Origin of the sequence: Micromonospora sp. WMMD736 (assembly GCF_049179015.1) — a bacterium.
In the GTDB taxonomy this organism is placed as follows: Bacteria; Actinomycetota; Actinomycetes; order Mycobacteriales; family Micromonosporaceae; genus Micromonospora.
Map to the genome: position 1 here is coordinate 4068351 of NZ_JBMHMI010000001.1, position 23097 is coordinate 4091447.

A 23097-nucleotide genomic window follows, 5' to 3' on the forward strand; every position below is an offset into this window, starting at 1 on the left:
GGTTCGGCGTCCACTCACCCGGACGGACCACGCCCGGTGACGGGTCAGGCCCGGCCGGTGGCGTCGGCGGGTCGCGGACGGCCCGCACGCTGCCGGCCCCGGCGCAACGGACGCGGGGTGACCACGCGTTCGACGATCCCGAGCAGCAGCTCGGCCAGCAACGCCAGCCCGGCCACCAGCACACCGCCGGCCACGATCTGCCCACCGCCGACGGCGATGCTCAGACCGAACCCGGTGCGGATGATCTCGCCGAGCCCGCCGCCGTTGACGAACGAGGCCAGCGCGGCGGTGGCGATGACCTGCACGGCCGCGGTCCGGAAACCGGCGGCCAGGTACGGCACCGCCAACGGCAGCTCCACCCGCCGCAGCAACTGCCCGCCGGACAGGCCCATCCCCCGGGCCGCGTCGCGCGTCTCCGGGTCGACCTGCCGTACGCCGGTGTAGGCGTTGGCCAGCAGCGGCGGTACGGCGAAGACGGCGAGCGCCACCACCACCGGCGTACGCCCGAAACCGAGGAACGTCAGCGGCAGGATGGTCAGCAGCGCCAGGGTGGGGATGGCCAGCGTGGCGTTGGACACCAGCACCACCAGGCCGCCGCCCCGACCGGCGTGCCCGAGCCAGAGCCCGACCGGCCAGGCCACCAGGCAGCCGAGCGCCACCGCCAGGGCGGAGATCGTCAGGTGCTCGCCGAGGCGATCCAGGATGCCGCCGGGGTTGGTCCAGTTCAGCGGGTCGTTGAGCCAGAGCACCCCCTGCTGCAGGGGGTTCGCGGCGCCACTCATCGGACGCCCCGGGCGGCCCAGGGGGTGACCAGCCGGCCCACGAGGACCAGCAGCAGGTCCAGCAGCACCGCCAGCGCCACGCAGAGCAGCGTTCCGGTCATGATCTCGGCCTTGTAGAGGTTGTTCTGGAAGCCCGCGAAGATCAGTTGCCCGAGGCCGCCGTGCCCGACCAGCACCCCGACCGTGACCAGCGCGACGGTCGACACGGTGGCCAGTCGCAGCCCGGTCAGGATGCCGGGGATGGCCAGCGGAAGGTCGATCCGGAACAACCGCCGCCACCGGCCGTAGCCCATGCCCTCGGCGGCCTCGCCGACCTCCGGCGGCACCTGGTTGAGCCCCGCCACCACGTTGCGGACGATCAGCAGCAACGCGTACAGGACCAGCCCGACCAGTACGGTGGTGGCGCCCGTCCCCAGGTACGGCGCGATGAAGGCGAACAACGCCAACGACGGGATGGTGTAGATCACTCCGGTGACGCCGAGGATCGGGCCGGCCAACGGGCGGACCCAGTACGCGAGCACGGACAACGGCAGGGCGATGAGCGCCGCGATCAGCACCGCGCGTCCGGTGAGGGAGGCGTGTTCGCGCACGGCGGCGAGGATCGTGTCAGAGTTGTCCCGCACGTACTGCCAGGAAAACCAGGGGTTACCCGGGTCGGCCCGGTAGCTCAGGCGGAAGGACATACGTGGACGTTACCCCGGAGGCCTCCGGCGCGACCGAATCCCCTCGTGCGGCGTCGATCTCCCTACAGGGCATCCAGAAGCGCTACCCGAACGGCACCGAGGCCGTCCGAGGGCTGAGCCTGGACGTCAGGGCCGGTGAGTTGGTGGTGCTGATCGGCCCGTCCGGCTGCGGCAAGTCGACCGTGCTGCGCATGATCAACCGGCTGATCGAGCCGACGGCCGGCCGGATCATGCTCGGCGACGAGGACGTCACGGACGCCGACCCGGTGCGGCTACGCCGCCGGATCGGGTACGTGATCCAGAACGTCGGTCTCTTCCCGCACCAGACGATCCGGGCGAACGTGGCCACCGTCCCGAGCCTGCTCCGCTGGTCCCGCCAGCGGACCCGCGCCCGGGTCGACGAACTGCTCGACCTGGTGGGCCTGGACCCGAGCCAGTTCGGCAGCCGCTATCCGCACGAACTGTCGGGCGGTCAGCGGCAACGGGTCGGCGTGGCCCGCGCGCTCGCCGCCGACCCGGTGGTGCTGCTGATGGACGAGCCGTTCTCGGCCGTGGACCCGATCGTCCGGGCGCGCCTACAGGAGGAGTTCCTCCGCCTCCAGGCCGAGGTGCGCAAGACGATCGTGCTGGTCACCCACGACCTCGACGAGGCCGTCCGACTCGGCGACCGGATCGCGGTGCTCTCCGAGGGCGGGCACCTCGAGCAGTACGACACGCCGGCCGCGCTGCTCGGCACCCCCGCCACCGCGTTCGTCCGTGAGTTCGTCGGCGCCGACCGGGGCATCCGCCGGTTGGCGGTCACCCCGCTCGACCGGGAGTCCCTGGAGCCCGTCCCCGGCGACGCCCCCGCCGACCTGCCCACCGTGGGGCTCGACGGCACGGCGTACGACGCCCTGGCGGCACTCCTGACCTCGGGACAGGACCGGCTCCTGGTGACCGACGACGGCCGGCCGGTGGGCGCGCTCAGCCGCCAGCGCCTGCTCGGCCTGGGTCGCTAGCAGCCGGGGATCGCTAGGCTCGGCCGCCGAGGCTCGCGGTGCCGATGATCCAGCCGGTGAGGAAGCCGTAGCCGGCGCCGGTGCTCGCGTCCTGCAACGCCTTCAGCAGCGACGGGTCCGGGCCGAGCAGCGCCGCCAGCACGGCGGCGAGCCCGCCGGCCAGCACGTACGCGGCCCAGCCGGAGAAGAACTGGCTGACCGGCCCGGGTACCCGGGCCACCTGCGCGGCGGGCAGCAGGTAGAGCAGCGCCACGGCGAGGAGCACCAGCGCGACGGCCCGCAAGTCGGCGGCGAACAGACCACCGGCCTGCCCGTCCGCGTCCAGTCGCCAGGCCGGCCAGGCGAGCAGGCGCAGGTAGAAGCCGCCCGCCGAGTCCGGGTCGGTGAGCGTCGCGGCGGCCCAACCGGTGTACGCCGGGCTGCCACAGATGCCGACCAGCAGCAGTACGGCGAGCGCGCCGGTGCCGGCGGCCGTCCCGTAGCCGCTGACCGGGCCCGTACGGACGAATCCCATGATCCGCCCAGGGCCCCTGCCAGCGGACCGGGCGGACCTGGGCTGCGTCGGGCGGCTCAGTGCTTCATCAGGTAGTCGATGAAGGCGGCCCGCAGCAGCGGGGCCGACTCCTCGTAGCCGTGCCCGGTCAACTCCCGCCACAACGCGTTCGCCTCGTCGATGGTCGGCCCGATCGAGTTGGGCGCGCCGTCCAGCACCGTTGCCTCGTCCGCGTTCGGCAGGTGTCGCAGCACCGACCAGTAGAAGCCCACGTCGCGGCGCTCCCGGGCCAGGGCGAACGCCCGCTCCCGCAGCTCCTCCGTGGACAGCGCGTCGAGTTCCTCGAACGAGGTTCCGCCGGGGGCGGCGGCTGGTGTGTCGGTCATGCGGCGAGCCTAACGGTCGGAATCACCGCCGGCTCGGCGGACGCCGGACGGCTCACCGGTCGCCGGCATCCCAGCGCCGCGGGCCGTCCTCCCAGCGGGGATCCCGCCACGGGTCGGCCGGTTCCGGCGCGGGCGGCGTCGGCAGCGTCGGCGGCCAGTTGCCGGCCGACTGGGGCCGGGGCACGCTCCAGCCCGAGCTGATCGTGCCGTCGCCGAGCGGCTCGGGCTTCTCCACCACACCCGGTCGGGGCCGCCCGAACGTCTCGACCAGTCGGGTTGCCAACAGCCCGACACCGAGCGCCACCCCGCCCACCGCCCAGCGGCTCACCGACCAGTCACGCTCCGGTGCGTACGCCTCGAAGACGGTGACCAGGCCGACCGCCAGCACCGTGCCGAACACGCCGCCGCGCCGGCCGTACGCGCTGGTGCCGCCGAGCAGGGACACGCCGATGGCGAGCACGGTCCAGTCCAACCCCGAGGTGGGTGTGACAACGCCGGGAGGGTTGGCGGCGAGCAGGATCCCGGCGAGCGCGGCCAGCACGGTGGAGCCGACGAGCGCCAGCGCGGTGACCACGGCGGCCAGCGCGCCCCGGCGCCGGGCCGGATCGGCGACCGGCCGGTACCGGCCCACCAGACGGCGGATCGCGCGGATCGCGCCGAACAGACCACCGAGGACCGCGACGGCCGCGAACCCGGCGAAGAGGTAGCCGGCCGCACGCCTCGGGTCGTAGTCCCCCTGCACCAGCACCGGCGCAGACCGGCGTTCGATGTACACCACCACGCCGGCGGCGCCGGCCAGGCTCGCCGCCCACGCGGGCACCTGCAACGCCACCACGGCGAGCGCCAGCACCAGGCCACCCACCGCGGCGACCACGACGGCCGACCCCACGGACGTGGCCAGGCCCCGGTCGCCCTGCTCCGCGTAGTGCAGCGCGGCGGCGACCGCCACCGGCCCGATGGCCAGGTTGGGGGCGGCGGTGCGCAGACTCAGCCCGGCGGCGAGAGCGAGCAGCCCCAGGCCGACCGCGTCGACCAGCAACGTGCGCAGATCGGTGCCGCGCAGCGCGTCCGGATCGGCCCGCCAGAGCAGCCAGCCCAGGGCAGCCAGGCCGGCCAACAGCAGGAACTCCCAGAACACGTGCACGCCGACGCGGTCGCGGCCCGGCTCGCCGTGGGTGGGATCGTCGAAGACGTTCTCCAGGACGGCGGCGGGAACCGCAGGCGTGGGGTCGACCGACCGCTCCCGGCCCGTGTCTTCGTACCCCATGGCACCGCCTCCCCAGTGGCCGGCCGCTTCCGTCCCGGCACCGGACGGACCGGGGCGGCCGTTGCTCTCCGATCGGAGGCACCGTACCCGCGGTGGGAGCCGGACGTAACCCCCTGCTCAGCGCTGGCCGGGGCGGCTCTCGCGCTGGTCCTGCTCGTGCTCGTCGTCCGGACGCTCCGGGACGCGGCAGGAACGTTCCAACCACAGCGCGGCGCCCACCAGCGCCAGCGACGCCAGCAACCCGCCCCCGGCGGCCGGCCGGTCCTCGGTGGCGGCGCGGGTGGTTTCCACGAAGAGCCACCCACTGAGCCCCGCGTAGAAGCCGGCGAAGATGGACCCGGCCAGCGCCGACGCCTTGGCCAGCACCACGAACCGGGCGACCAGCAGCGGGTTGACCGGATCCCGACCGGGCTTGCGGTCGATGCGGCCGCGCGTGTTGACGGCCGCGTACGCCTCCAGCACCGCGAGCGCGGCCAGCGTCACCACCGGCAGCCACGGCAGGCGAGGGATGCCGCTGTAGTAGAACGCGCTGATCAGCAGCCAGGCCAACGCCGCCGCAGCCAGGGCCGCCACGACCAGCGTCGAGATCCGGGTCGGGCCCATCCGCGACCCGTCGGGGCCCGGCGGTGGGGACTTCGCCTGGCTCATGCCGGCCGGCTCCACTGGGTCATGTCGTCGACTCTAACGTCAGTTCCGGCCGGGGACGCAGTTCCAGCGCGTCGTCGGCGGCCGGACCGGAGGTGAGCAGGTCGGTCAGCCAGCCATGGCCGGGCAGTCGCCCGTACGGTTGGATGTCGATCCACGGCCGCAGCACGAAGGCGCGCAGGTGCGCGCGGGGGTGCGGCAGGGTCAGCTCCTCGTCGTCGCTGAGCAGCGGCTCGTCGTCGTCGCCCCACACCGCGATCACGTCCACGTCGAGGGTGCGCGGCCCGAACCGCCGCTGCGGGTCACGGACCCGACCGGCCGCGCGCTCCGCGTCGTGGGCCCGCGCCAGCCAGTCGCGCGGGGTCGCGCTCCCGTCCTGGGCGAGCACCACGGCATTGAGGTACGCGGGCTGGTCGGCGTCCCCCCACGGTGGAGCCTCGTACACCCCGGAGACCACCAGCACGGAGTCACCAAGCGTCGCGATGGCCGTCCGGAGGTGGTCCAGGCGATCACCGAGGTTGCTGCCGAGCGACAGCACGGCCCGGGTCATCGGGTACGCGTCCGCGTCATCGTCACGGCCACGTCGGTGAACGTGTGCGGCACCGGCGCCTCCGGCTTGTGCACGGTGACCGTCGCGGTGACGACCCGCTCGTCGGCCAGGCAGACCGCGAGCAGCCGGTCGGCCAGGGTCTCGATCAGGTTGACCGGTTCTCCGGTCACCACCGCCACCAGCCGCTCGGCCAGTTCGCCGTAGTGGACCGTGGCGGTGACGTCGTCGCTGGCGGCGGCCGGGCCGAGGTCCAGTTCGAGGACCGCGTCGACCACGAAATCCTGCCCCTGCTCCCGCTCGAAGTCGTACACCCCGTGCCGGCCGTGGGCGCGCAGGCCGGTCAGCTGGATGCGGTCACTCATCGGATCGCCTCTTCCCGGTCGACGGGCGTGCCATCGGGGCGGACGGGCGTGAGGCGCGGCCTACCGGTGGCGGTCCAGACGGCGAGCGCGTCCGCGGTGGCCCGCACGTCGTGCACGCGTACGCCCCAGGCACCGGCCGCGACGGCCAGCACGCTCGTGGCCACGGTGGCGGCCTCACGTTGGGCGGTTGGTCGCGGTGTGCCGTCGGCGGCGGCGAGCAGGCGACCGAGGTAGGACTTACGGCTGGCGCCGAAGAGCAGCGGGTATCCGAGGTGCAGCAGCTCCGGTAGGCGCGCGCTGAGTTCCCAGTTGTGGGCGGCCGTCTTGGCGAACCCGAGGCCGGGGTCGACGACGATGCGGTCGGCGGCCACCCCGGCGGCCAGCGCCGCGTCGACGCGTTGGCCGAGTTCCGCGCGTACGTCGGTCACCACGTCCGTGTAGCTGGCCAGGTCACGCATCTGCCGGGAGTGGCCACGCCAGTGCATGAGGACCCAGGGGCAGCCGGCGTCCCGCACGACGCGGGCCATGTCCGGGTCGGCCAGTCCGCCGGAGACGTCGTTGACCACCACGGCACCGGCGTCCAGCGCCGCCTCGGCCACCCGTGCGCGGCTGGTGTCGATGCTGACCGGCACCCCGGCGGCGCTCAGCTCGCGGATGACCGGCAGTACGCGTTCGGCCTCGGTGGCCGCGTCGACCCGGTCGGCGCCGGGGCGGGTCGACTCGCCGCCGATGTCGACCAGGTCCGCCCCGTCCTCGCGCAGACGGACGCCGTGTCCGACGGCCGCGTCGAGGTCGGCGTACCGTCCGCCGTCGGAGAAGGAGTCCGGCGTGACGTTGAGGACGCCCATCACCACCGGGCCCGGAGCCCGTACCAGATCGGTCACGACTAGACGGTACCGGTCGTGACGACAGGGCTGGGCGACCCGGGTCTACCATCGCTGACGTGCGCATTGGAACAGGTGTACGATCGGTCGTCCGGGCAGTAACGGGCAGCCCCTTCGCGGCTTGTCGCAATCCGGGGCGGCCCGTACGCTTTGGAATTGGCCAGCATGGAGATGGCGAAGCCTGGAGGGAGGGCCGAAGCGGGGAAAAACCGCCCAAAGCTCGCCACCCTCCGTGGTGAGTAACGAACACAGGGTCGAAATCGCTGCGCCCTGTCAGCAGATTTCCCGCCAGGCTTGCCTACTGCACCGCCGCGGCTCCGCCGGCCGCGATATGGGGAGGTTCCAGTGATCGCCTTCGAGCTCATGGAGACGGCGTCTTCCGGCGTCGCCCACGCGCTCTCCACCCTGGCGTCGGCTCCGCTCGCCGAGCCGGCACCGAAGGGGATCGACACCAACGGTGTGGTCACCTTCTTCGCCAGCAAGATCGCGCCGATCCTGCTCGCGGTCCTGGGCGTCATCTTCATCGGTCGCGCCAGCCGGGGTGAGATTTCCAAGGTCCTGACGAGTTCGGCGATCGCCATCGTCGGGCTGGCCTTCATCGCCGGCGCGGCAACACTCTTCTTCGTCGGCGATTACCTGATCGACCTGATCTTCGAATAGGCGCGGTCACCAGATGCGGCTGCGCACCGACGACGACATCTACCGGGCCCGCCTGGTCTACCTCGGGCCGCCCGGCTACACCCTTCCGGTCCACCTGCCCTACGCCCAGTACGGGCTCTTCATCCTGCTCGTCCCCCTCTACATGTTCATCCACTGGCTGTTCACGTTGACGGTCGACCTCTTCCCGGCCTGGGAGATCGCGCTCGCCATCGTGACCACGTCGTTCATCTTCCGGCACGTCGATCCGGACCGGCCGGCGCGGGTGGTCATCCGCACCGCGCTGACCGACTGGCGACGCACCCGGGAGCCGGCGGTCGAGCAGCGCGATCCGCGCCTGGTCGGCAGCCGGATCAGGATCCGGGAGGAGCTGGCATGACCGGGGGTACGTCGATCGGTCTGTTTCACGCGGGTGAGGCGGTCGCATGAGTCGCTCTTCCACGCCGGGTTCCCCGGCCGGCCGCCCGGCCGCGCCGGCCAGTCACCGTGCGCAGTCGTTCGACTACCCCGAGACCGAGGATGAGGTCGCGCTCGATCCCGCGCTGGTGACCTCGCCCGGCCACGGCGCGGTCGGCGTGTTCCAGGCGCCCCGGCCGGTCACCCGCCGAACGCCTCCCGCCGAGCCGAGCACGGTCTCGGCCGGCGACAACGCCGACATCGACTCGCCCTTCCTCGACCTGTTCGGTGGCACGCGGCCCGCCGGCCCCCGGGCGGTGACCGCGGCGCCCGCCAGCCGGCGCCAGCCGGCGATCCCGCAGCAACCACCGACACCAGCCCGGCCGGCTCCCGAACTCGAGCCACCGTGGACACCGGACGACCCCTCCAGCGTCGGCCACCGGGCCGACACCCGTCCGACCGCCGAGCCCCGGTTGCCGCACCAGACGGGCGACCGACGGCCGATGCCGCAGCCCGCGGCCGAGGTCGAGGTCGAGCAGACTGCCACGGCCGCGCCAGCACCCGCGCCGACGTCCACCGGCCCGGCAAGCCGGGCGTCCAGCGCCACGTCGGCCGGGCAGACGGCGGCGCCGGTGCAGCGTCCGAGCGCCCCGGCCGAGCAGCCGACCGCACCGGTCGACCGGCCGGCCCTGGAACGCGGGCCGCACCGGCCCACCCGGGCGGAGCGACCCACCGGCGCCGGCAAAGAGGTCAGCACCCCCCGCCAGCGAGGCGCGAACCGTCAGGACCGGCCCATCAAGCCGGTACGGGTCCGCGCCCCGAAAATCAAGTTCGGTGACCGAGACCCGTCGGTCGAGCTGGCCATCACCGAGATCGCCGGTCACCTGACCTTCACGCCGAACACGGTGACCGCCTGGTACTGGCTGCCCGAGGTGCGCTGGGCCTTCCGCCCCGACGCCGAACGCGAGGCGCTGTTGGCGGCGATCTCCGAGCAGTACGCGGGCCTCGCCGGCTTCCGACTGCACCTGCGCCGGACCACCCGGCCGTTCCCGGCCGACGAGTGGGCCCGGACCATCGACACCCACACCGCCGCGCCGCTGCCCGACGTCCCTGGCACGACCGGCTGGGCGGACCATCTGGTCGCCGCGCAACGGCACCTGATGGCGGTCAACCACGCCGAGGGGCAGACCTACCTGGGCGTCACCTTCGCCCGGCGTTCCCTCGGCGACTCCATGACCGAACGGTTGCTGCGCACCTTCGGCCGGGGCACCGCGGAGGGTGAACGCCGCAAGCTGGGTCGCACCGTCGAGCAGTTCGACGAGGTGCTCGGCGCGTTCGGCATGCGCGGCCGACGGGTCACCGCGCAGGAGCTGGAATGGCTGCTCTACCGCTCGGTCGCGCTGTGCATGGCGCCCCCGGGTCGGCTCTCGCCGGTGACCGACGGGCACTGGGAACGCGGTGACCTGCTCGCTCTGACCGAACAGGTCGAGCGCTACCGCACCCCGTACGGATCGACGGTCAAACTGGTCAACCGGATGACCGGCGAGGAACGACACGTGGCCGTACTCGCCGTCGGCCGGATGGAACCGCTGGAGATCCCGGAACGACACGAGCCGTGGCTGCACTTCCACGAACGACTGCCCTGGCCCATGGAGATCTCCACCCGGGTCGACATCCTCGGCTCCGGCGACTCGTTCCGTAACCTCGAGCACCGACTGCGCATGATCCGCTCCCAGCAGCTCGACTACGCCGAGCACGGCATCGACGCTCCCCCGGAGCTGGAACGCCTCGCCAAGCGGGCGCTGGTGATCGGCGACGAGATGACCACCGGCCTGCCCGTCGACTCGGCGCGCGCACACGGCTGGCACCGCATCGCGGTCGGCGGCCGGACCAGGGAGGAGTGCCTGGAGCGGGCCCGCCGGCTCATCCAGCTCTACTCCCGGGAGCTGCGCATCTCGCTGCAGCACCCGAAGAACCAGGACTGGCTCGCCCGCGAGTTCATCCCCGGCGAACCGATCGCCAACACCGGCTACGTCCGCCGCATGCCCGTGCCGCTGCTCGCCGCCGCGCTCCCCCAGGCCGCCTCCACCGTCGGCGACCGCCGAGGCGACCTGATCGGGCGTACCGCCGGCACCTGCCGCCGCCCCGTCTTCCTCGACCTGCACTTCCCCATGGAGGTACGCGAACGCTCCGGGCTCGCGGTGTTCGTGGCCGAGCCGGGCGGTGGCAAGTCCACCCTGCTCGGCGCGCTGGGCTACCTCGCCGCCCGACGGGGCGTACAGGTGACGCTCCTCGACCCGTCCGGGCCGCTGGCCCGGCTCTGCGCCATGCCCGAACTGCGCCCGTACTCCCGGGTGTTGAACCTGACCGGCTCCGAGCACGGCACCCTGGCGCCCTACTCGCTCATCCCCACGCCCCTGCGCAGCGAGTTCGCCAGCGGAGCCGCCGGCGACCGTGAGTTCGAGATCGCCGTCTCCAACGCGCGGGCCGAACGCCGCATGCTGGTCCAGGACATCTGCATGATGCTCGTGCCGCCACAGGTGGCCCGGGAGGCGTCGACCGCCACCCTGTTCCGGCACGCCGTCCGGCAGGTCCCCGCCGAGGAGACGTCCACCCTGGACGACGTGGTGAGCTGCCTCGGGCGGCTCGACGACGACGCCGGCAAGGAGCTGGCGAACCTTCTCCTGGACACCGCCGAGATGCCGCTCGCCATGCTGTTCTTCGGCCGGCCACCCGAAGGGCTGCTCGGGGCCGACGCGGCGCTCACCGTGATCACCATGGCGGGGCTCCGGTTGCCCGACCTCAAGATCGAACGCGAGTACTGGTCGGCCGAGGAGGCCCTTGCCCTGCCGATGCTGCACACCGCGCACCGGCTCGCCGTCCGCCGCTGCTACGGCGGGTCGATGTCGTCCCGCAAACTCGTCGGCCTCGACGAGGCGCACTTCATGGAGGGCTGGCGGTCCGGGCGGTCGTTCCTGGTCCGGCTCGCCCGCGACTCCCGGAAGTGGAACCTCGCCGCGCTGGTCGCCTCGCAGAACCCCCGCGACATCCTCGGCCTCGACGTGCAGAACCTGGTCTCCACCGTCTTCGTCGGCCGGATCGCCGAAGACGCCGAGATCGCCTCCGAGGCGCTACGCCTGCTGCGGGTGCCGGTCAACGACGGGTACGAGGCCACCCTGGCCTCGCTCTCCGCCGCCGACAGCAACTCGGCCTCCCGCCTCGGCTTCCGGGAGTTCGTGATGCGCGACGTCGACGGCCGGGTGCAGAAGGTCCGGGTCGACGTCTCGTACGTCGACGGCCTGCTGGACCACCTCGACACGACGCCCGCCGCGATCGCCGCGGCGGCCGGAGTCCTACCGAGCATCTCCCTGCCCGATCTGGAGGCGTGACATGGCTGGGGCCCGGGTTCGGATCGCGTCGTTCCTGCTCGCGCTCGGCGTCCTGGCGGGGGCCACCCTCAGTTGGCCGCTGCTCGGCGCGGAAGCGGCCGCAGCCGCCCCACCCGTCACCCAGGCCCGGGCCGACCTCTGCACCACCGCCGAGTGGCAGGCCGACTTCCGGGCCTGCGTGGGAAAGCTCCAGGAGGTCAGCGAGGACGAGGTCAAGTGCCGCAACGCCCCGACCCCGGGCACACCCGACTCCGGCCTCGCCGGCTGGTTCGCGGGCCGTCCGGACTCCGCCAAGGAACCTGGGCCAAAAGGCCTCTACAGCGACTACGGCTATGCCGGATACAGCTATCCGACGTACGACATTCCGGGCGGCTGCGCGTCATCAGTACTGCACCCCGACTACAAGTTCACCACTACGGTGGCCAACGGCGAGTTTATGGCTGCCACCGCGATCGTCGGCGCTTCCAACGCGTTGCGCGAGCGCGCCTGGGATCCCCGGTCCATGTGGGGCTGGGCGGACCCGCTGGTAGAGAAGGCCACGAAGGCCGTCTACGAGAAGGTGTTCAGCGTCTTCGGGATCGTCACGCTGTGCGTGGTGGGGCTCTACCTGCTCTGGCGCTCCCGCCAGTCGGACATGAGCAACGCGATGACCACGGCGGGCTGGGCCCTCCTCGTGATGGTCGCGGTCACCGCGCTGGCCGCCTGGCCGGTCAAGTCGGCAAACATCGCCGACGGCACGCTGGTCACCTCCCTGGGAGTGGTGCATGACGCCGTGGGCCCAGCCGCCAGAGACACTCCGCCCGAGCGATGTGCGCTTCCCAACCCCGATGCTTGTGTCGATAAGCGCCCACCAGCGGTGAGGGCCAGCGATACCGCCACTGAGGCGATGCTGTATCGGAACTGGCTACGGGGCGTCCTCGGGTCGGCCGACAGCGAGACGGCTCGCAAGTACGGGCCGGCGCTGTACGACGCCAAGGCGCTGTCGTGGGACGAGGTGGAGAAGCTGCGCGCCAACCCGGCCACCCGGGAGGCGACGATCAAGGCGAAGCAGCAGCAGTGGGCGCGGGTGGCCCAGCAGATCCAGACCGAGGACCCGGAGGCGTACGAGTACCTCCAGGGCGTCCGGGACATGGACCGGGTCGGGGCGGGGTTCATCGCGGTGCTGGCCTCGGTGCTGTTCGCCATGTTCGACCTGACGGCGTCGCTTCTGGTCCTGCTGGGCTTCCTCATCTTCAGATGGGCGGTGATCGCGGCGCCCATCCTGGGTACCGTCGGGCTGCTCCGACCGGCCAGCGCCGGTCTGCGACGGCTGGCGAACGCCGTCGTCGCCGCGATCTTCAACATCGCGATCTTCGGCACCGGTGCCGCCATCTACCTGTTCGCGGTCGATCTGATCATGAGCACGCCCACACTCCCCGGATGGCTCCAGGTGGTACTGGTGTGGTTGTGCGGAGTGGTCGGTTGGCTACTGCTGCGGCCGTATCGGCGGATCACCCAGCTCGGCGGGAAGGACAGCAGCGAGGCGGTCAGCTCGGCCGGTTCCTGGCACCGCCGCTTCTTCCGTGACATGCGAGTCGCGGCGCGACTCGACGTCGTGGAGCCGGGGGGCACGGTGGAGCCGGTGGGCGGGCGCCGCCGGTCACCGGACGCCGAGCAGACCCGGTTGCGCCCGGAGGCACGCCGGGAAGACGCGGCCCCGACGCCGACGCCCGCCCCGACAGGGAGCCGACGCGCCGACGACGTTCGACCGGATGGGCACGAGCGCGCCGACGAGGCGCCGTCCGAGGAGACGGGCGGCCGAAAGCGTCCCGTGCCGCCGCAGCCTCGTCGCCGCCAGCCGGCGACGTGGACCGAGCCGGACGTCCCGGCAGAGAATCCGTCATTCGTGGTCTACCGGCCGGGTTCCACCGAACGTGCGCCGGATCGCACCGGACCGCGGGTGCGTTCCGAGGCTCGGTGACAGCGATGCGACGGGCCCTGGAGTTCCTCGTCACCCGGGCACTGCGATCCCGGCTGGGGGTGGCCGCGCTGATCGCGGTCCTCATCTTCGGAGTCATCGGAACGGCACGCCTGGTGTCCGGTCCGGCCGACCCGACGGACGGGCTGAGCAACCGACCGGACCGGCCGATCACCACGGTCGACCCGACGGCTGGTGACGATGGTCTGATCGCCAGCGAGGCACCCCCCTCGCCGGTCACTCCACCCGGTGCCCGTTCACCCGAGCAGATCGCGGACCGGTTCGCCTCGGCCTGGGTCGGCCGGCCCGGCATGACAGCCGACCAGTGGCAGGCCGGGCTGCGGCCGATGTCGACGTCGGCGCTGACCGAGAAGATGGCCGGCGCCGAGCCCGGCGGGGTGCCGGCCGAGGAGGTGACCGGCCCGCCGACGGTGCGGTCGCGCACCGAGACGTTCTGCGAGGTGCTGCTACCGCTCGACAGCGGCCGTCTCCGGCTGGAGTTGGTGATGGCGGACAAGAGTTGGCTGGTCGACGTGGTCGACTGGGAGCGACAGTGACCGCCGGCCGAGCAGGCCGCGCTCTTCGTCGGCCGATCCGAGCCGGCGTGATCGCCTCCGTGCTCACCGGCGTACTGCTCCTGCTCTGCTGCACCGGAGGGACGGCCGCATTCTTCCTCAGTGGGCTCGGGGGCGACGCGGAGAACGGGGACGCCCTGGCCGGCTGGGGCTGCGGACCGGTGCGTCCCGTCGACATCACCGGAGAGCTGCCCCGGTTCAGCGAGTACGGCGACGCGCAGGTCCGCAACGCGGCGATCGTCATCAAGGTCGGTCAGGACATGGGAGTTCCCTCGCGTGGTTGGGTGATCGCCCTCGCCACGGCGATGCAGGAGTCCGCCCTACGTAACCTGGCCAACAGTGGCGTGCCCGAGTCGCTGTCGCTGCCGCACGAGGGTGTCGGTGCCGACCACGACTCGTTGGGCCTCTTTCAGCAGCGTCCGGGTTGGGGCTCGATCGCCGAGCGGATGACACCCTCGTACACGGCCCGGAAGTTCTACGAGAAACTCGTCAAGGTGCGCAGCTGGCAGCGCCGGCCGCTGACCGTCGTGGCGCAGCAGGTCCAGGTGAGCGCCTATCCGGACGCGTATGCCAAGCACGAGGAGTTGGCCAGCAAGATCGTGGACGCACTCGCCGGTGGTGCGGCCCGCACCGTTCAGATCAACGGCAAGGCGGTGTGCGACGCGGCCGAGCGCGGCGAGATCGCCGCCTCCGGCTGGACGGCACCGATCTCCGGCGACGTCGGCTCCGGCTTCCGCACCGCCGATCGGCCCAGCCACAACGGTGTCGACATCGGAGCGGCGAAGGGCACCGAGATCCGCGCCGCAGCCGCCGGCCGCGTGCTTGTCGCCCGCTGCGACCCGGACAACAAAGGACGCCGGAGCTGCGACGTGGACGGGTATCCGGGCAAGGGTGGTTGCGGCTGGTTCGTCGACATCCTGCACGCGGGCGGCTACATCACCCGTTACTGCCACATGGTGGTCCAGCCCCGGGTCTCGCCGGACCAGATCGTCCCGGCCGGCCAGGTGATCGGGCAGGTCGGCAGCAGCGGCAATTCCTCCGGGCCGCACCTGCACTTCGAGGTGCACCTGCGCAGCGACCGGTCCAGCCGGGGCGCGATCGACCCGATCCCCTTCATGCGCGAGCGGGGCGCTCCGCTGCGCGCTGCGGAGTGAGGCCTTCTCTGGCATGACCGGACCACTGCCGGACCCGTTCGCCGACCAACCCGACTGGGCGCCCCGACCACCCCGCCCCCTGACCATCGTGCCCGCCACCGGGCGTGTGGAGTTGCGCGGGCAGCGGGTGCTCGTGGGACTGCCCGGACTGGGCTGGCGCGGAGACCTGCGCGCGGACGACCGGGTCGTACAGGGTGCCCGGACCTACGTGCCGGTCATCCCGGAACACGAGTGGTACCGGGCCGAGACCGACCAGGTCGAGGTGTTCGCGCCGCTGGTGCCGGTGGAGCGGGTGTGGGTGGAGACGGTCGGAGAACGACCCACATCGGAGGGCGTACGGGACACCGGCATCCGGTTGGTCTCGTTGGACGGCCCCTCCCATCGCGCCCCCACCCCGGTGTTCGAAGCGGATGCGGTCACCGGACGCCGGGTGGTGCACGTCGAGGACGGACGCGAGCACCGGGACATGCGGGCGGTGACCGAGACCTACTCGGGAGCAGAGGGTGACATCTGCGTGCGCATCACACCCGAGGTGGAGTGGTACCGCTGGGCCTGGCGCGGCCAGTCACCGACCACTCTGGAGGTACCGGTCCATCTGCTGTGGATCGAGTAATCAAGCAACAGATCTACCGCCGCACACGCGCCACCCGTCCGCCAACTGAGTGTTGAACTGCCAGGCCTGTCGATCACTCTGCCTGATGCCATCTACCAATGCGGAGATGATTAAGGTGACTTGCACATCTGCCGCATTGTCACCCTGCTTCTGAAGACCAAGGCTGCCCCAACTGACCGAAATGGTGACTCCAAATCGCTGCTCACGAGCGACGAGATCTGTTCGTAGCGAGCGAACTGAATCCAGTTGCGTTGAACCTTCGCAGGTATATAAATCGGCCCGAGCATCGTTGCGGTCCACGAGGAAGGCGCGCAGGTAGTTGTCGACGACCACGTCGGGGGCGCTGCGGTCCGGGGCAGCGGCGCGGTTGTACAACACGAAACCTGTCACCACCCCACCGAGCATGAGCAGCGCGAGCACCCCACCGACAACGATGAGCACGGTGCGCAGCCGGCGGCGCCGTGGCTGTGGTGCCGGCGTTGGCGGGGCCGGCGGCAGCTGTTCGGACGGTGTCCGCTGGGCCGGTACGCGGGAGACCTGGGAACCGGCGGGGGGCTGCACTGATTCCACCTCCTGACGTTAACGGCTGGACGGCCCGGAGCCAATGCCTCAGATCCAGCGGATCGTGACGGACCCCTCCCCACCGGTGACATCCGCGACAACACCGGCGCACCGCCGCAGTACCTCCCGTAGGTGGGGCGCTGGCTGGGATACCGTCACTGCTCGGGGAGGGGTTGCCGACCTCGGGTGAGGGGGTGGACACGGTGGCCGGTCCGAAGGCACGCACGAACCGCGCTGCGGCGCTGCACCGCCGGGCTGCCGCTGTCGTCACCGCCGCCGCCGGGATCCTCGACGAGGTGCGGCCGGCCCCTGCGGACCAGCGCCGCCAGTACGAGTTGGCCGAGCGGCTTCAGGTGGTTGCCGCGCGGCTGGCCCCGGGCTGGTCGGGGGCCGCTCTGGATTCACTCGACGCGGGTTCTCCGGCGGGTGACGGCCCACCACCGTTCGTGCGGGTCGGCACGGCGGCGCCGTTGGACGACGCCCGGTTTCCCGCTCTGGTGCCACTGGTCGGTACGGGCCATCTGAGTGTGGATGTCGACGGCCGGGAGCCTCGGGTGGCGGGGCTGCTCCGGGCCATGGTGCTGCGGCTGCTGGGCGCCGCGCCCGCGGGTGCGCTGCTGGTACGCGCGGTGGACGCCACGGGTGCCGTGCTGACGCCGTTCGCTGCGCTGGCCGATGCCGGGCTGTTGCCCCCGCCGGCGGTCGACGTGGCGGGCCTGCGCGCGGTGTTGACGGAGGCGGAGCAGTGGGTTTCGCCGGGGGCGAGCGGTCGGCGTCGTCACGACCGTACGCTGCTGCTGGTGGTCGCCGCGCTGCCGGAGTTGACCGGCCCGACCGACCTGGCGCGGATCGAGGCGCTGGCCGAGCAGGGGCCGGCGGCGGGGCTGCACCTGGTGGTGGCGGGGTGGCCGCCACCCGGCCCGTACGCGTCCCGGGCGCCGTTGCCACGGGCCACCTCGCTGGTGTTGCGCAACGCGTACGCGCTGCTCGGCGATCCGCCCGGCGCATCGTTCGCGAGCCCCGGGGCGGAGGCGCCGGGTGGGATGAACTCGCCGGTCTTCGTGGAGACGGACCCACCGGCGGATCTCGTCGAGGCGGTCTGTCGGCGGCTCGCCGCGCAGGTGGAGGCGGGCTCCCGGTTGGCGTTGGCGGATCTGTTGCCGGAGACGGGCGACAGCCTGTGGACGGCGGATTCCTCGGACAGCCTCACCACGATGGTGGGTGACGCGGGCGGTCGGCCGGTGCCGCTGGGTTTCACCGAGCTGACGCCGCACTGGCTGGTGAGTGGCCGGTCCGGCGCGGGTCGTGCCGCGTTCCTGACCACCGCCCTGCTGGGACTGGTCGCCCGGTACGGTCCGGACGACCTGGCGCTCTACCTGGCGGACCTGGGCGACGGCGAGTCGTTCGTGGAGTTTCTGCAGACCGAGCGGGACCGCTCCTGGGTTCCGCAGGTGCGGGCGGCGGCCATGGCGGCCGACCGGGAGTACGTCCGGGACCTGTTCGACCAGTTGACGGCCGAGGTGCAGCGCCGCGCGGAGGCGGCGGAGCGGGCCGGCGGACAGCGCTTCGCGGAGCTGCGCCAGCACCGTCCGCTGCCGCGCATCGTCTGTGTGGTGGACAATGTGCCGCTGCTCTTCGCCGAACGGGATCGGCTGGCCGTCGAGCTGGCCGCGCGGGTGGACGGGCTGGCCCGGTCCGGTCGGGCGTACGGCGTGCACCTGGTGCTGGCCGGCGCGGGTGAGCTGGGGTTGAGTGCCCGCACGGACGCCGGGCACCGGGATTCGGTGCTTGGGCAGTTCCCGGTGCGGGTGGCGTTGCCGGGCGGCGGCCCGGTGTTGGAGCCGACGAACGATTCGGCCGCCGGCCTGCCGGTGGGCAGTGCGGTGGTGAACACCGCCGGAGGGTTGGGCGGCCCACGTGGTGCGATCCGTGGTCACGAGCGGTTGATCCGCCACCCCGATCCGCTCGACGATCCGGCGGTGGTCGAACGGCTGCGGCACGAGCTGTGGGCGGCCCGGCCGTCGGATGCGGTGCCGCCCGTGGTGTTCGCCGGGTACGCGCGTCCGCTGCTGGGCAACGATCCGCGTCACCGGGCGGCCCTGGCGGGGCAGGCAGGCGGCCCGGCTGCCCTGCTGGGCCGTGCCGTGGACGTGGCCCGGACGACGGTCGCCGTTCCGTTGGGCCCGGCACCCGGACGTAACCTCGCGGTGCTGGGCTCGGGCGCGGCGGCGGGCGGTCTGCTGGCGACGGCGGCCCGGAGCACGGCGGCCCATCATGCGCCGGGCACTGCCCGGTTCGTGGTGGCCGTGCCCGACCAGGGGGCTCGCCCGCTGGCGGAGGCGTTGACCGCCGAGTTGGCCGCCCGCCATCCGGCCCGACTGGTGGACCTGCCGACGCTGTTGCAGGACGCCGACGACGGGCTGCCGACGTACCTGGTGGTCTTCGGGTTGGATCGCCCCGGGCCCCGGGATCTGCCGGCGGATCGGCTGCGGGCGCTGCTGCGGGACGGGCCACCGGCGGGCCGGCACCTGCTGGGTTGGTGGCGGGCGGTACCGCCGTTCGCAGCGCTGCTGGAGCCGGACGGCGAGGTCGACAAACTGGCTGCCGTCGTGGCGCTGGACGTGCCGGCCGCGCAGCTCGCTGCGGTGTTCGGCAGGCCGGTCCAGTGGCGGGCGCACCCGGACCGGGCGGCGCTGTGGGACGGTCCCGACGAGCGGGCGACGATCCTGGTGCCGTTCGCGGACGAGACGGACCGAGCGGACGAGACGGAACGAGCCGACGAGACGGACCGAGCGGACGAGACGGGCCGAGCGGACAAGACGGGCCGAGTGGACGAGATCAACCGAGCCGACGAGACGGACCGAACCGGCGATGCGGGGTGAGGCGGCGATGCGTACCCGAGGTGCCGAGGTGACGGCGACGGCGACCGGTCCGGGCCCGCAGCGGATCGCCGGTCGGGACGCCGACACGGCCCCTGTCGACGCCTGGGCCGAGTACCTGGCGGCGGCCCGTCAGCTCGACGCGGTTCGTCGCAGCGCGGCGACCGCCGCGGGTGAACAGGCCCGCTCGGCGGAGGCCGCCCGGGAGGAGCTGACGGTGGTGCGCGCCGGGCTGGCGAGCCAGCAGGATCGGTTGCGGGAGCGGGGCGTACCGCCGATCTCGCTGGTGCCGTCGCCCCCGGAGCTGACGGAGGCCGCCCGGTCGATGGCCGGCGGCCCGGCCGCCGTCCTGGCGGCGCTGCGGACCGCGCGGGGTCGGGCCGAGGCGGCGGACGCGGCGTTGGCCGCACGCCACGGCCTCCGACCGACCTCCTGGCCCGCGCGGGCCCGCAACCTCCTGGTGTACGGGCCGCTGGCGCTGCTGGCGCCGCTGATCCAGATCATCGTGTACGCGACGACCGGGTCGGGCCCGGCCAGCGTGACGGCCCTGGTCTGCGGGCTGCCGATGCCGGCGGCCGCCTTCGTGGTCGGCTGGGTGTGTGTCGGCCGGGTGTTCCGTGCCGCCCCGGACGACCAGGTCGACCGCACGGTGCGCTTCGGCGTGCTGGTCTGCCTGGTGCCGGCGGTGCTGGTCACGACCGGCCTGCTGCTGGCTCTGCTGGCCGGCTGACCCGCCGAGGGCGGGCACGGCCAGGTCGAGCGGTGGGTCAGCGGGGAATGATCAGGGCCATCGCCTCGGCCCGCGACTTCGAGTCCGTCTGCAGGATGCCGCGCACCGCCGAGGTGATGGTCTTCGCGCCGGACTTCTGGATCCCGCGCATCGCCATGCACATGTGCTCGCATTCCAGCACGACCACGACGCCGCGCGGGGCCAGCTTGTCCATCAGCAGGTCGGCCACCTGCGAGGTGAGCCGCTCCTGCACCTGAGGTCGGCGGGCGAACACCTCGACGAGGCGGGCCAGCTTGGACAGGCCGGTGATCCGCCCGTCCGGGCCGGGGATGTAGCCGATGTGCGCGCTGCCCCGGAACGGCAGCAGGTGGTGCTCGCAGAGGCTCATCACGTCGATGTCGCGGACGATCACCAGCTCTTCGTGGTTGGCCTCGAAGGTGGTGCTGAGCACCTGCGCGGGGTCGACGCGCAGACCGGCGAAGAGTTCGGCGTACGCGCGGGCGACCCGGGCCGGGGTCTGTTGGAGGCCGTCCCGGTCCGGGTCCTCGCCGACCGCGATCAGGATCTCGCGGACGGCTCTCTCGATCCGGCCGAGGTCGACGGCGTCCTCGACGGGACGGCCGGTCAGCTTGCCGCTGATCAACCGGGCGGCGACGTAGTCCAACTCGTCGTCCCCGTCGGGTTCGGTCGCGGAAACGGCCAGCTCCCGGTGGGGGGAGCTGGCCGTCGGGTCGTTGCTCAGTGCGTACCGTCCGAGTTGTTGCTGGACGGCGACGACCCGCCGCCGACGGACGCCTGCGCGCCGTCGGCCTGGGCCTGCGCCTTGAGCTTGTCCTTCTCCGCAGGGGTGAGCACGGGCGGCTCGGTGGACGGCTGACGCTTGCCGAACCCGTTGTACGGGGCGAGCGGCGGGCGCTTGACCACCCGGGAGCAGATCCGCGCCATGTCGGCCGTGGAGAGGGTCTCCTTCTCCATCAGCTCGAGCACGATGTTGTCCAGGACGTCCCGGTACTCGACCAGGATCTCCCATGCCTCGTCGTGCGCGAGCTCGATCAGGGCGCGCATCTCGCCGTCGATCTCGGCGGCCACCGAGTCCGAGTAGTCCCGCTCGTGGCCCATGTTGCGGCCGAGGAACGGCTCGTCCCCGCTGGTGCCGTACTTGATCGCGCCGAGCTTGGAGCTCATGCCGTACTGGGTGATCATCGCGCGGGCCAGCTGGGTGGCCTTCTCGATGTCGTTGCCGGCACCGGTGGTCGGCTCGTGGAAGACCAGTTCCTCGGCGGCCCGGCCGCCCAGCGCGTACGCCAGGGTGTCGATCATCTCGGCGCGGGTCTGGGTGTACTTGTCCTCGGTCGGCAGCACCAGGGTGTGGCCCAGCGAGCGGCCACGGGACAGGATCGTCACCTTGTGCACCGGCGCGGCGTGCGGCAGCGCCCAGGCGACCAGCGCGTGCCCACCCTCGTGATACGCGGTGATCTTCTTCTCCTGGTCGCTCATCACCCGGGTCCGGCGCTGCGGACCGGCGATCACGCGGTCGATCGACTCCTCCAGGGAGTCGTTGGTGATCGCCCGCTGGTCCTTGCGGGCGGTGAGCAGTGCCGACTCGTTGATGACGTTGGCCAGGTCGGCGCCACTGAAGCCGGGGGTACGCCGGGCCACCGAGTCGAGGTCGACGTCCGGCGTGAACGGCTTGCCCTTGGCGTGCACCCGCAGGATGGCCTTGCGGCCCTCCATGTCGGGGGCGTCCACCGGGATCTGGCGGTCGAACCGGCCCGGGCGCAGCAGCGCCGGGTCGAGGATGTCCGGCCGGTTGGTGGCGGCGATCAGGATGACGCCGCCCTTGGTGTCGAAGCCGTCCATCTCGACGAGCAGCTGGTTGAGCGTCTGCTCGCGCTCGTCGTGGCCGCCGCCCATGCCGGCGCCACGGTGCCGCCCGACGGCGTCGATCTCGTCGACGAAGACGATCGCCGGAGCGTTGGTCTTGGCCTGCTCGAACAGGTCGCGGACCCGGCTCGCGCCGACACCGACGAACATCTCCACGAAGTCCGAGCCGGAGATGGAGTAGAAGGGCACTCCAGCCTCACCGGCGACCGCGCGGGCCAGCAGCGTCTTACCGGTTCCGGGCGGGCCGAAGAGCAGCACGCCCTTCGGGATCTTGGCACCGAGAGCCTGGTACTTGGCGGGGTTCTGCAGGAAGTCCTTGATCTCGTGCAGTTCCTCGACGGCCTCCTCGGCACCCGCGACGTCCGCGAAGGTCGTCTTCGGGGTGTCCTTGGTGATCATCTTCGCCTTGGACTTGCCGAAGTTGAGCACCCGGGAGCCGCCGCCCTGCATCTGCGACATGAAGAACAGCAGCAGGAGCACGAGCAGCGCGATCGGCAGCAGGTTGACCAGCAGGCTCACCCAGATGCTGTCCGAGGAGACCTTGGCGTCGGCCGGGCCGGTGACCCGGTTGGCCGCCTTGGCGGCCAGCACCTCGTTCCAGATCTCGTCGCCCACCTGGTACGGGAACTGGGCTTCGATCCGGTCGGTGGTGGTCTCACCGAACTTGGTCTTGTTCTTCAGGTCGAGCTGGAGCGTCTGCTCCTTGTCCTGGAAGATGACCTTGTTGATCTGTGCGGTGTGGAGCTGGTCGAGCGCAACGGAAGTGTCCACGCGGTGGTAGCTGGGACCAGCGGTGAACAGCTGACTGAGCACAACGGCGCCGAGGATGACCAGGATGATCCAGACCACCGGTCGGCGGAAGAAACGCGTACGTTCCATACTGTTGTCGAGCGCCGGAGCGCCCGCATCCTCCTGATCGACGTCCTGACCGTCTGATGGTGTCGCCGCGGTGAGCGGCGGCCGGAGCCGCCGTGCGGGCCGGCCTCGACCCCGCGGCGCCGAAACTGCCGCGCCGCGGTCATTCGACGGTACACCGTGTACGCGAGGAGTGAGCTTGCGAGCCCCGCAGTCGTACACAATCACAGCCGTGTACGCGAGGAGTGAGCGTGCGAGCCCCGCAGTCGTGCACCATCGAATCGGGTCCGGGAAGGAACCGGCGTGGCGGGGAGTCCGGCCCGGCCACCCGAACGCCCGGTCACGCGGTCGAGGGGTCGGACGCGGAGGTACCTCCACGCCACCGGGGTCCACCGTA

21 protein-coding genes and 1 pseudogene are annotated in these 23097 nt (G+C 72.2%); 10 read left to right on the forward strand and 12 right to left on the reverse strand.

What is annotated here, in order from left to right; all coding sequences use genetic code 11:
* Positions 1–44: 44 nt before the first annotated feature.
* Complete coding sequence (locus ACN269_RS18125) at positions 45–782, reverse strand: ABC transporter permease (RefSeq protein ID WP_421473552.1); 738 nt, start codon at positions 780–782, stop codon at positions 45–47.
* The gene (locus ACN269_RS18130; protein WP_421473553.1) at positions 779–1465 is read right to left on the reverse strand and encodes an ABC transporter permease; all 687 of its coding nucleotides are present in this window, start codon (positions 1463–1465) and stop codon (positions 779–781) included. Before ACN269_RS18130 ends, ACN269_RS18125 begins: the two co-directional genes overlap by 4 nt.
* Before the next feature lie 2 nt (positions 1466–1467).
* On the opposite strand from ACN269_RS18130, the gene ACN269_RS18135 reads away from it, so the two are divergent.
* Positions 1468–2463: an ABC transporter ATP-binding protein gene (locus tag ACN269_RS18135; protein WP_421473554.1), complete on the forward strand. Its 996-nt coding sequence runs from the start codon at positions 1468–1470 to the stop codon at positions 2461–2463.
* A 13-nt stretch (positions 2464–2476) separates the two neighbouring features.
* Here ACN269_RS18135 and ACN269_RS18140 read toward each other — a convergent pair whose 3' ends face one another.
* The 7 genes from ACN269_RS18140 to folP all read right to left on the reverse strand — a co-directional run bounded on the left by ACN269_RS18140 (position 2477) and on the right by folP (position 7050).
* Positions 2477–2977: a hypothetical protein gene (locus ACN269_RS18140; protein WP_421473555.1), complete on the reverse strand. Its 501-nt coding sequence runs from the start codon at positions 2975–2977 to the stop codon at positions 2477–2479.
* Between the two features lie 56 nt (positions 2978–3033).
* Complete coding sequence (locus tag ACN269_RS18145) at positions 3034–3342, reverse strand: hypothetical protein (RefSeq protein ID WP_421473556.1); 309 nt, start codon at positions 3340–3342, stop codon at positions 3034–3036.
* A gap of 52 nt (positions 3343–3394) precedes the next feature.
* Positions 3395–4609, reverse strand: a complete 1215-nt coding sequence (locus ACN269_RS18150) for an ABC transporter permease (RefSeq protein WP_421473557.1) — start codon at positions 4607–4609, stop codon at positions 3395–3397.
* Positions 4610–4726: 117 nt separating this feature from the next.
* Positions 4727–5257 carry a DUF3180 domain-containing protein gene (locus ACN269_RS18155; RefSeq protein WP_421473558.1) on the reverse strand — a complete coding sequence of 177 codons (531 nt, stop codon included), beginning with the start codon at positions 5255–5257 and terminating at the stop codon, positions 4727–4729.
* A 19-nt stretch (positions 5258–5276) separates the two neighbouring features.
* Positions 5277–5804, reverse strand: a complete 528-nt coding sequence (gene folK, locus ACN269_RS18160) for a 2-amino-4-hydroxy-6-hydroxymethyldihydropteridine diphosphokinase (RefSeq protein ID WP_421473559.1) — start codon at positions 5802–5804, stop codon at positions 5277–5279.
* A complete protein-coding gene (gene folB, locus ACN269_RS18165) occupies positions 5801–6166 on the reverse strand; it encodes a dihydroneopterin aldolase (protein ID WP_396800157.1) in 366 nt (121 codons plus the stop codon). The genes folK and folB overlap by 4 nt, the downstream gene beginning before the upstream one ends.
* Positions 6163–7050: a dihydropteroate synthase gene (folP, locus tag ACN269_RS18170; protein ID WP_421473560.1), complete on the reverse strand. Its 888-nt coding sequence runs from the start codon at positions 7048–7050 to the stop codon at positions 6163–6165. The genes folB and folP overlap by 4 nt, the downstream gene beginning before the upstream one ends.
* Before the next feature lie 345 nt (positions 7051–7395).
* Between folP and ACN269_RS18175 the strand changes: the two genes are divergently transcribed.
* Genes ACN269_RS18175 through ACN269_RS18205 form a run of 7 tightly spaced genes read left to right on the forward strand, consistent with a single transcriptional unit; the run spans position 7396 to position 15791 of the window.
* A complete protein-coding gene (locus ACN269_RS18175) occupies positions 7396–7710 on the forward strand; it encodes a hypothetical protein (RefSeq protein ID WP_053654780.1) in 315 nt (104 codons plus the stop codon).
* A 13-nt stretch (positions 7711–7723) separates the two neighbouring features.
* Positions 7724–8086, forward strand: a complete 363-nt coding sequence (locus ACN269_RS18180; protein ID WP_393221499.1) for a hypothetical protein — start codon at positions 7724–7726, stop codon at positions 8084–8086.
* Positions 8087–8132: 46 nt separating this feature from the next.
* Positions 8133–11492, forward strand: a complete 3360-nt coding sequence (locus ACN269_RS18185) for an ATP-binding protein (protein WP_421473561.1) — start codon at positions 8133–8135, stop codon at positions 11490–11492.
* A gap of 1 nt (position 11493) precedes the next feature.
* Positions 11494–13452 (forward strand): MFS transporter, encoded by a 1959-nt coding sequence (locus ACN269_RS18190; RefSeq protein ID WP_421473562.1) that lies wholly within the window; start codon positions 11494–11496, stop codon positions 13450–13452.
* Positions 13449–14006, forward strand: a complete 558-nt coding sequence (locus ACN269_RS18195; RefSeq protein WP_421473563.1) for a hypothetical protein — start codon at positions 13449–13451, stop codon at positions 14004–14006. The genes ACN269_RS18190 and ACN269_RS18195 overlap by 4 nt, the downstream gene beginning before the upstream one ends.
* Entirely contained in the window at positions 14003–15178 is a 1176-nt protein-coding gene (locus ACN269_RS18200; protein WP_421473564.1) for a M23 family metallopeptidase, read from the forward strand. Before ACN269_RS18195 ends, ACN269_RS18200 begins: the two co-directional genes overlap by 4 nt.
* 13 nt (positions 15179–15191) lie before the next feature.
* Positions 15192–15791 carry a hypothetical protein gene (locus ACN269_RS18205; RefSeq protein WP_421473565.1) on the forward strand — a complete coding sequence of 200 codons (600 nt, stop codon included), beginning with the start codon at positions 15192–15194 and terminating at the stop codon, positions 15789–15791.
* Here the strand turns inward: ACN269_RS18205 and ACN269_RS18210 are convergent, their stop codons facing one another.
* Positions 15792–16352, reverse strand: a complete 561-nt coding sequence (locus ACN269_RS18210) for a hypothetical protein (protein ID WP_421476400.1) — start codon at positions 16350–16352, stop codon at positions 15792–15794.
* A 194-nt stretch (positions 16353–16546) separates the two neighbouring features.
* Between ACN269_RS18210 and ACN269_RS18215 the strand changes: the two are divergent.
* Together ACN269_RS18215 and ACN269_RS18220 are read left to right on the forward strand one after the other, a co-directional pair.
* Positions 16547–19099 (forward strand): annotated as a pseudogene (locus ACN269_RS18215) (FtsK/SpoIIIE domain-containing protein); the annotation flags it as partial.
* A 142-nt stretch (positions 19100–19241) separates the two neighbouring features.
* Positions 19242–19961, forward strand: a complete 720-nt coding sequence (locus ACN269_RS18220; protein WP_421473566.1) for a hypothetical protein — start codon at positions 19242–19244, stop codon at positions 19959–19961.
* A 37-nt stretch (positions 19962–19998) separates the two neighbouring features.
* Here the strand turns inward: ACN269_RS18220 and folE are convergent, their stop codons facing one another.
* Entirely contained in the window at positions 19999–20664 is a 666-nt protein-coding gene (gene folE, locus ACN269_RS18225; protein ID WP_421476402.1) for a GTP cyclohydrolase I FolE, read from the reverse strand.
* A 35-nt stretch (positions 20665–20699) separates the two neighbouring features.
* On the reverse strand, positions 20700–22724 hold the full coding sequence (ftsH, locus tag ACN269_RS18230; RefSeq protein ID WP_421473567.1) for an ATP-dependent zinc metalloprotease FtsH: 2025 nt from the start codon (positions 22722–22724) through the stop codon (positions 20700–20702).
* Between the last annotated feature and the right edge of the window lie 373 nt (positions 22725–23097).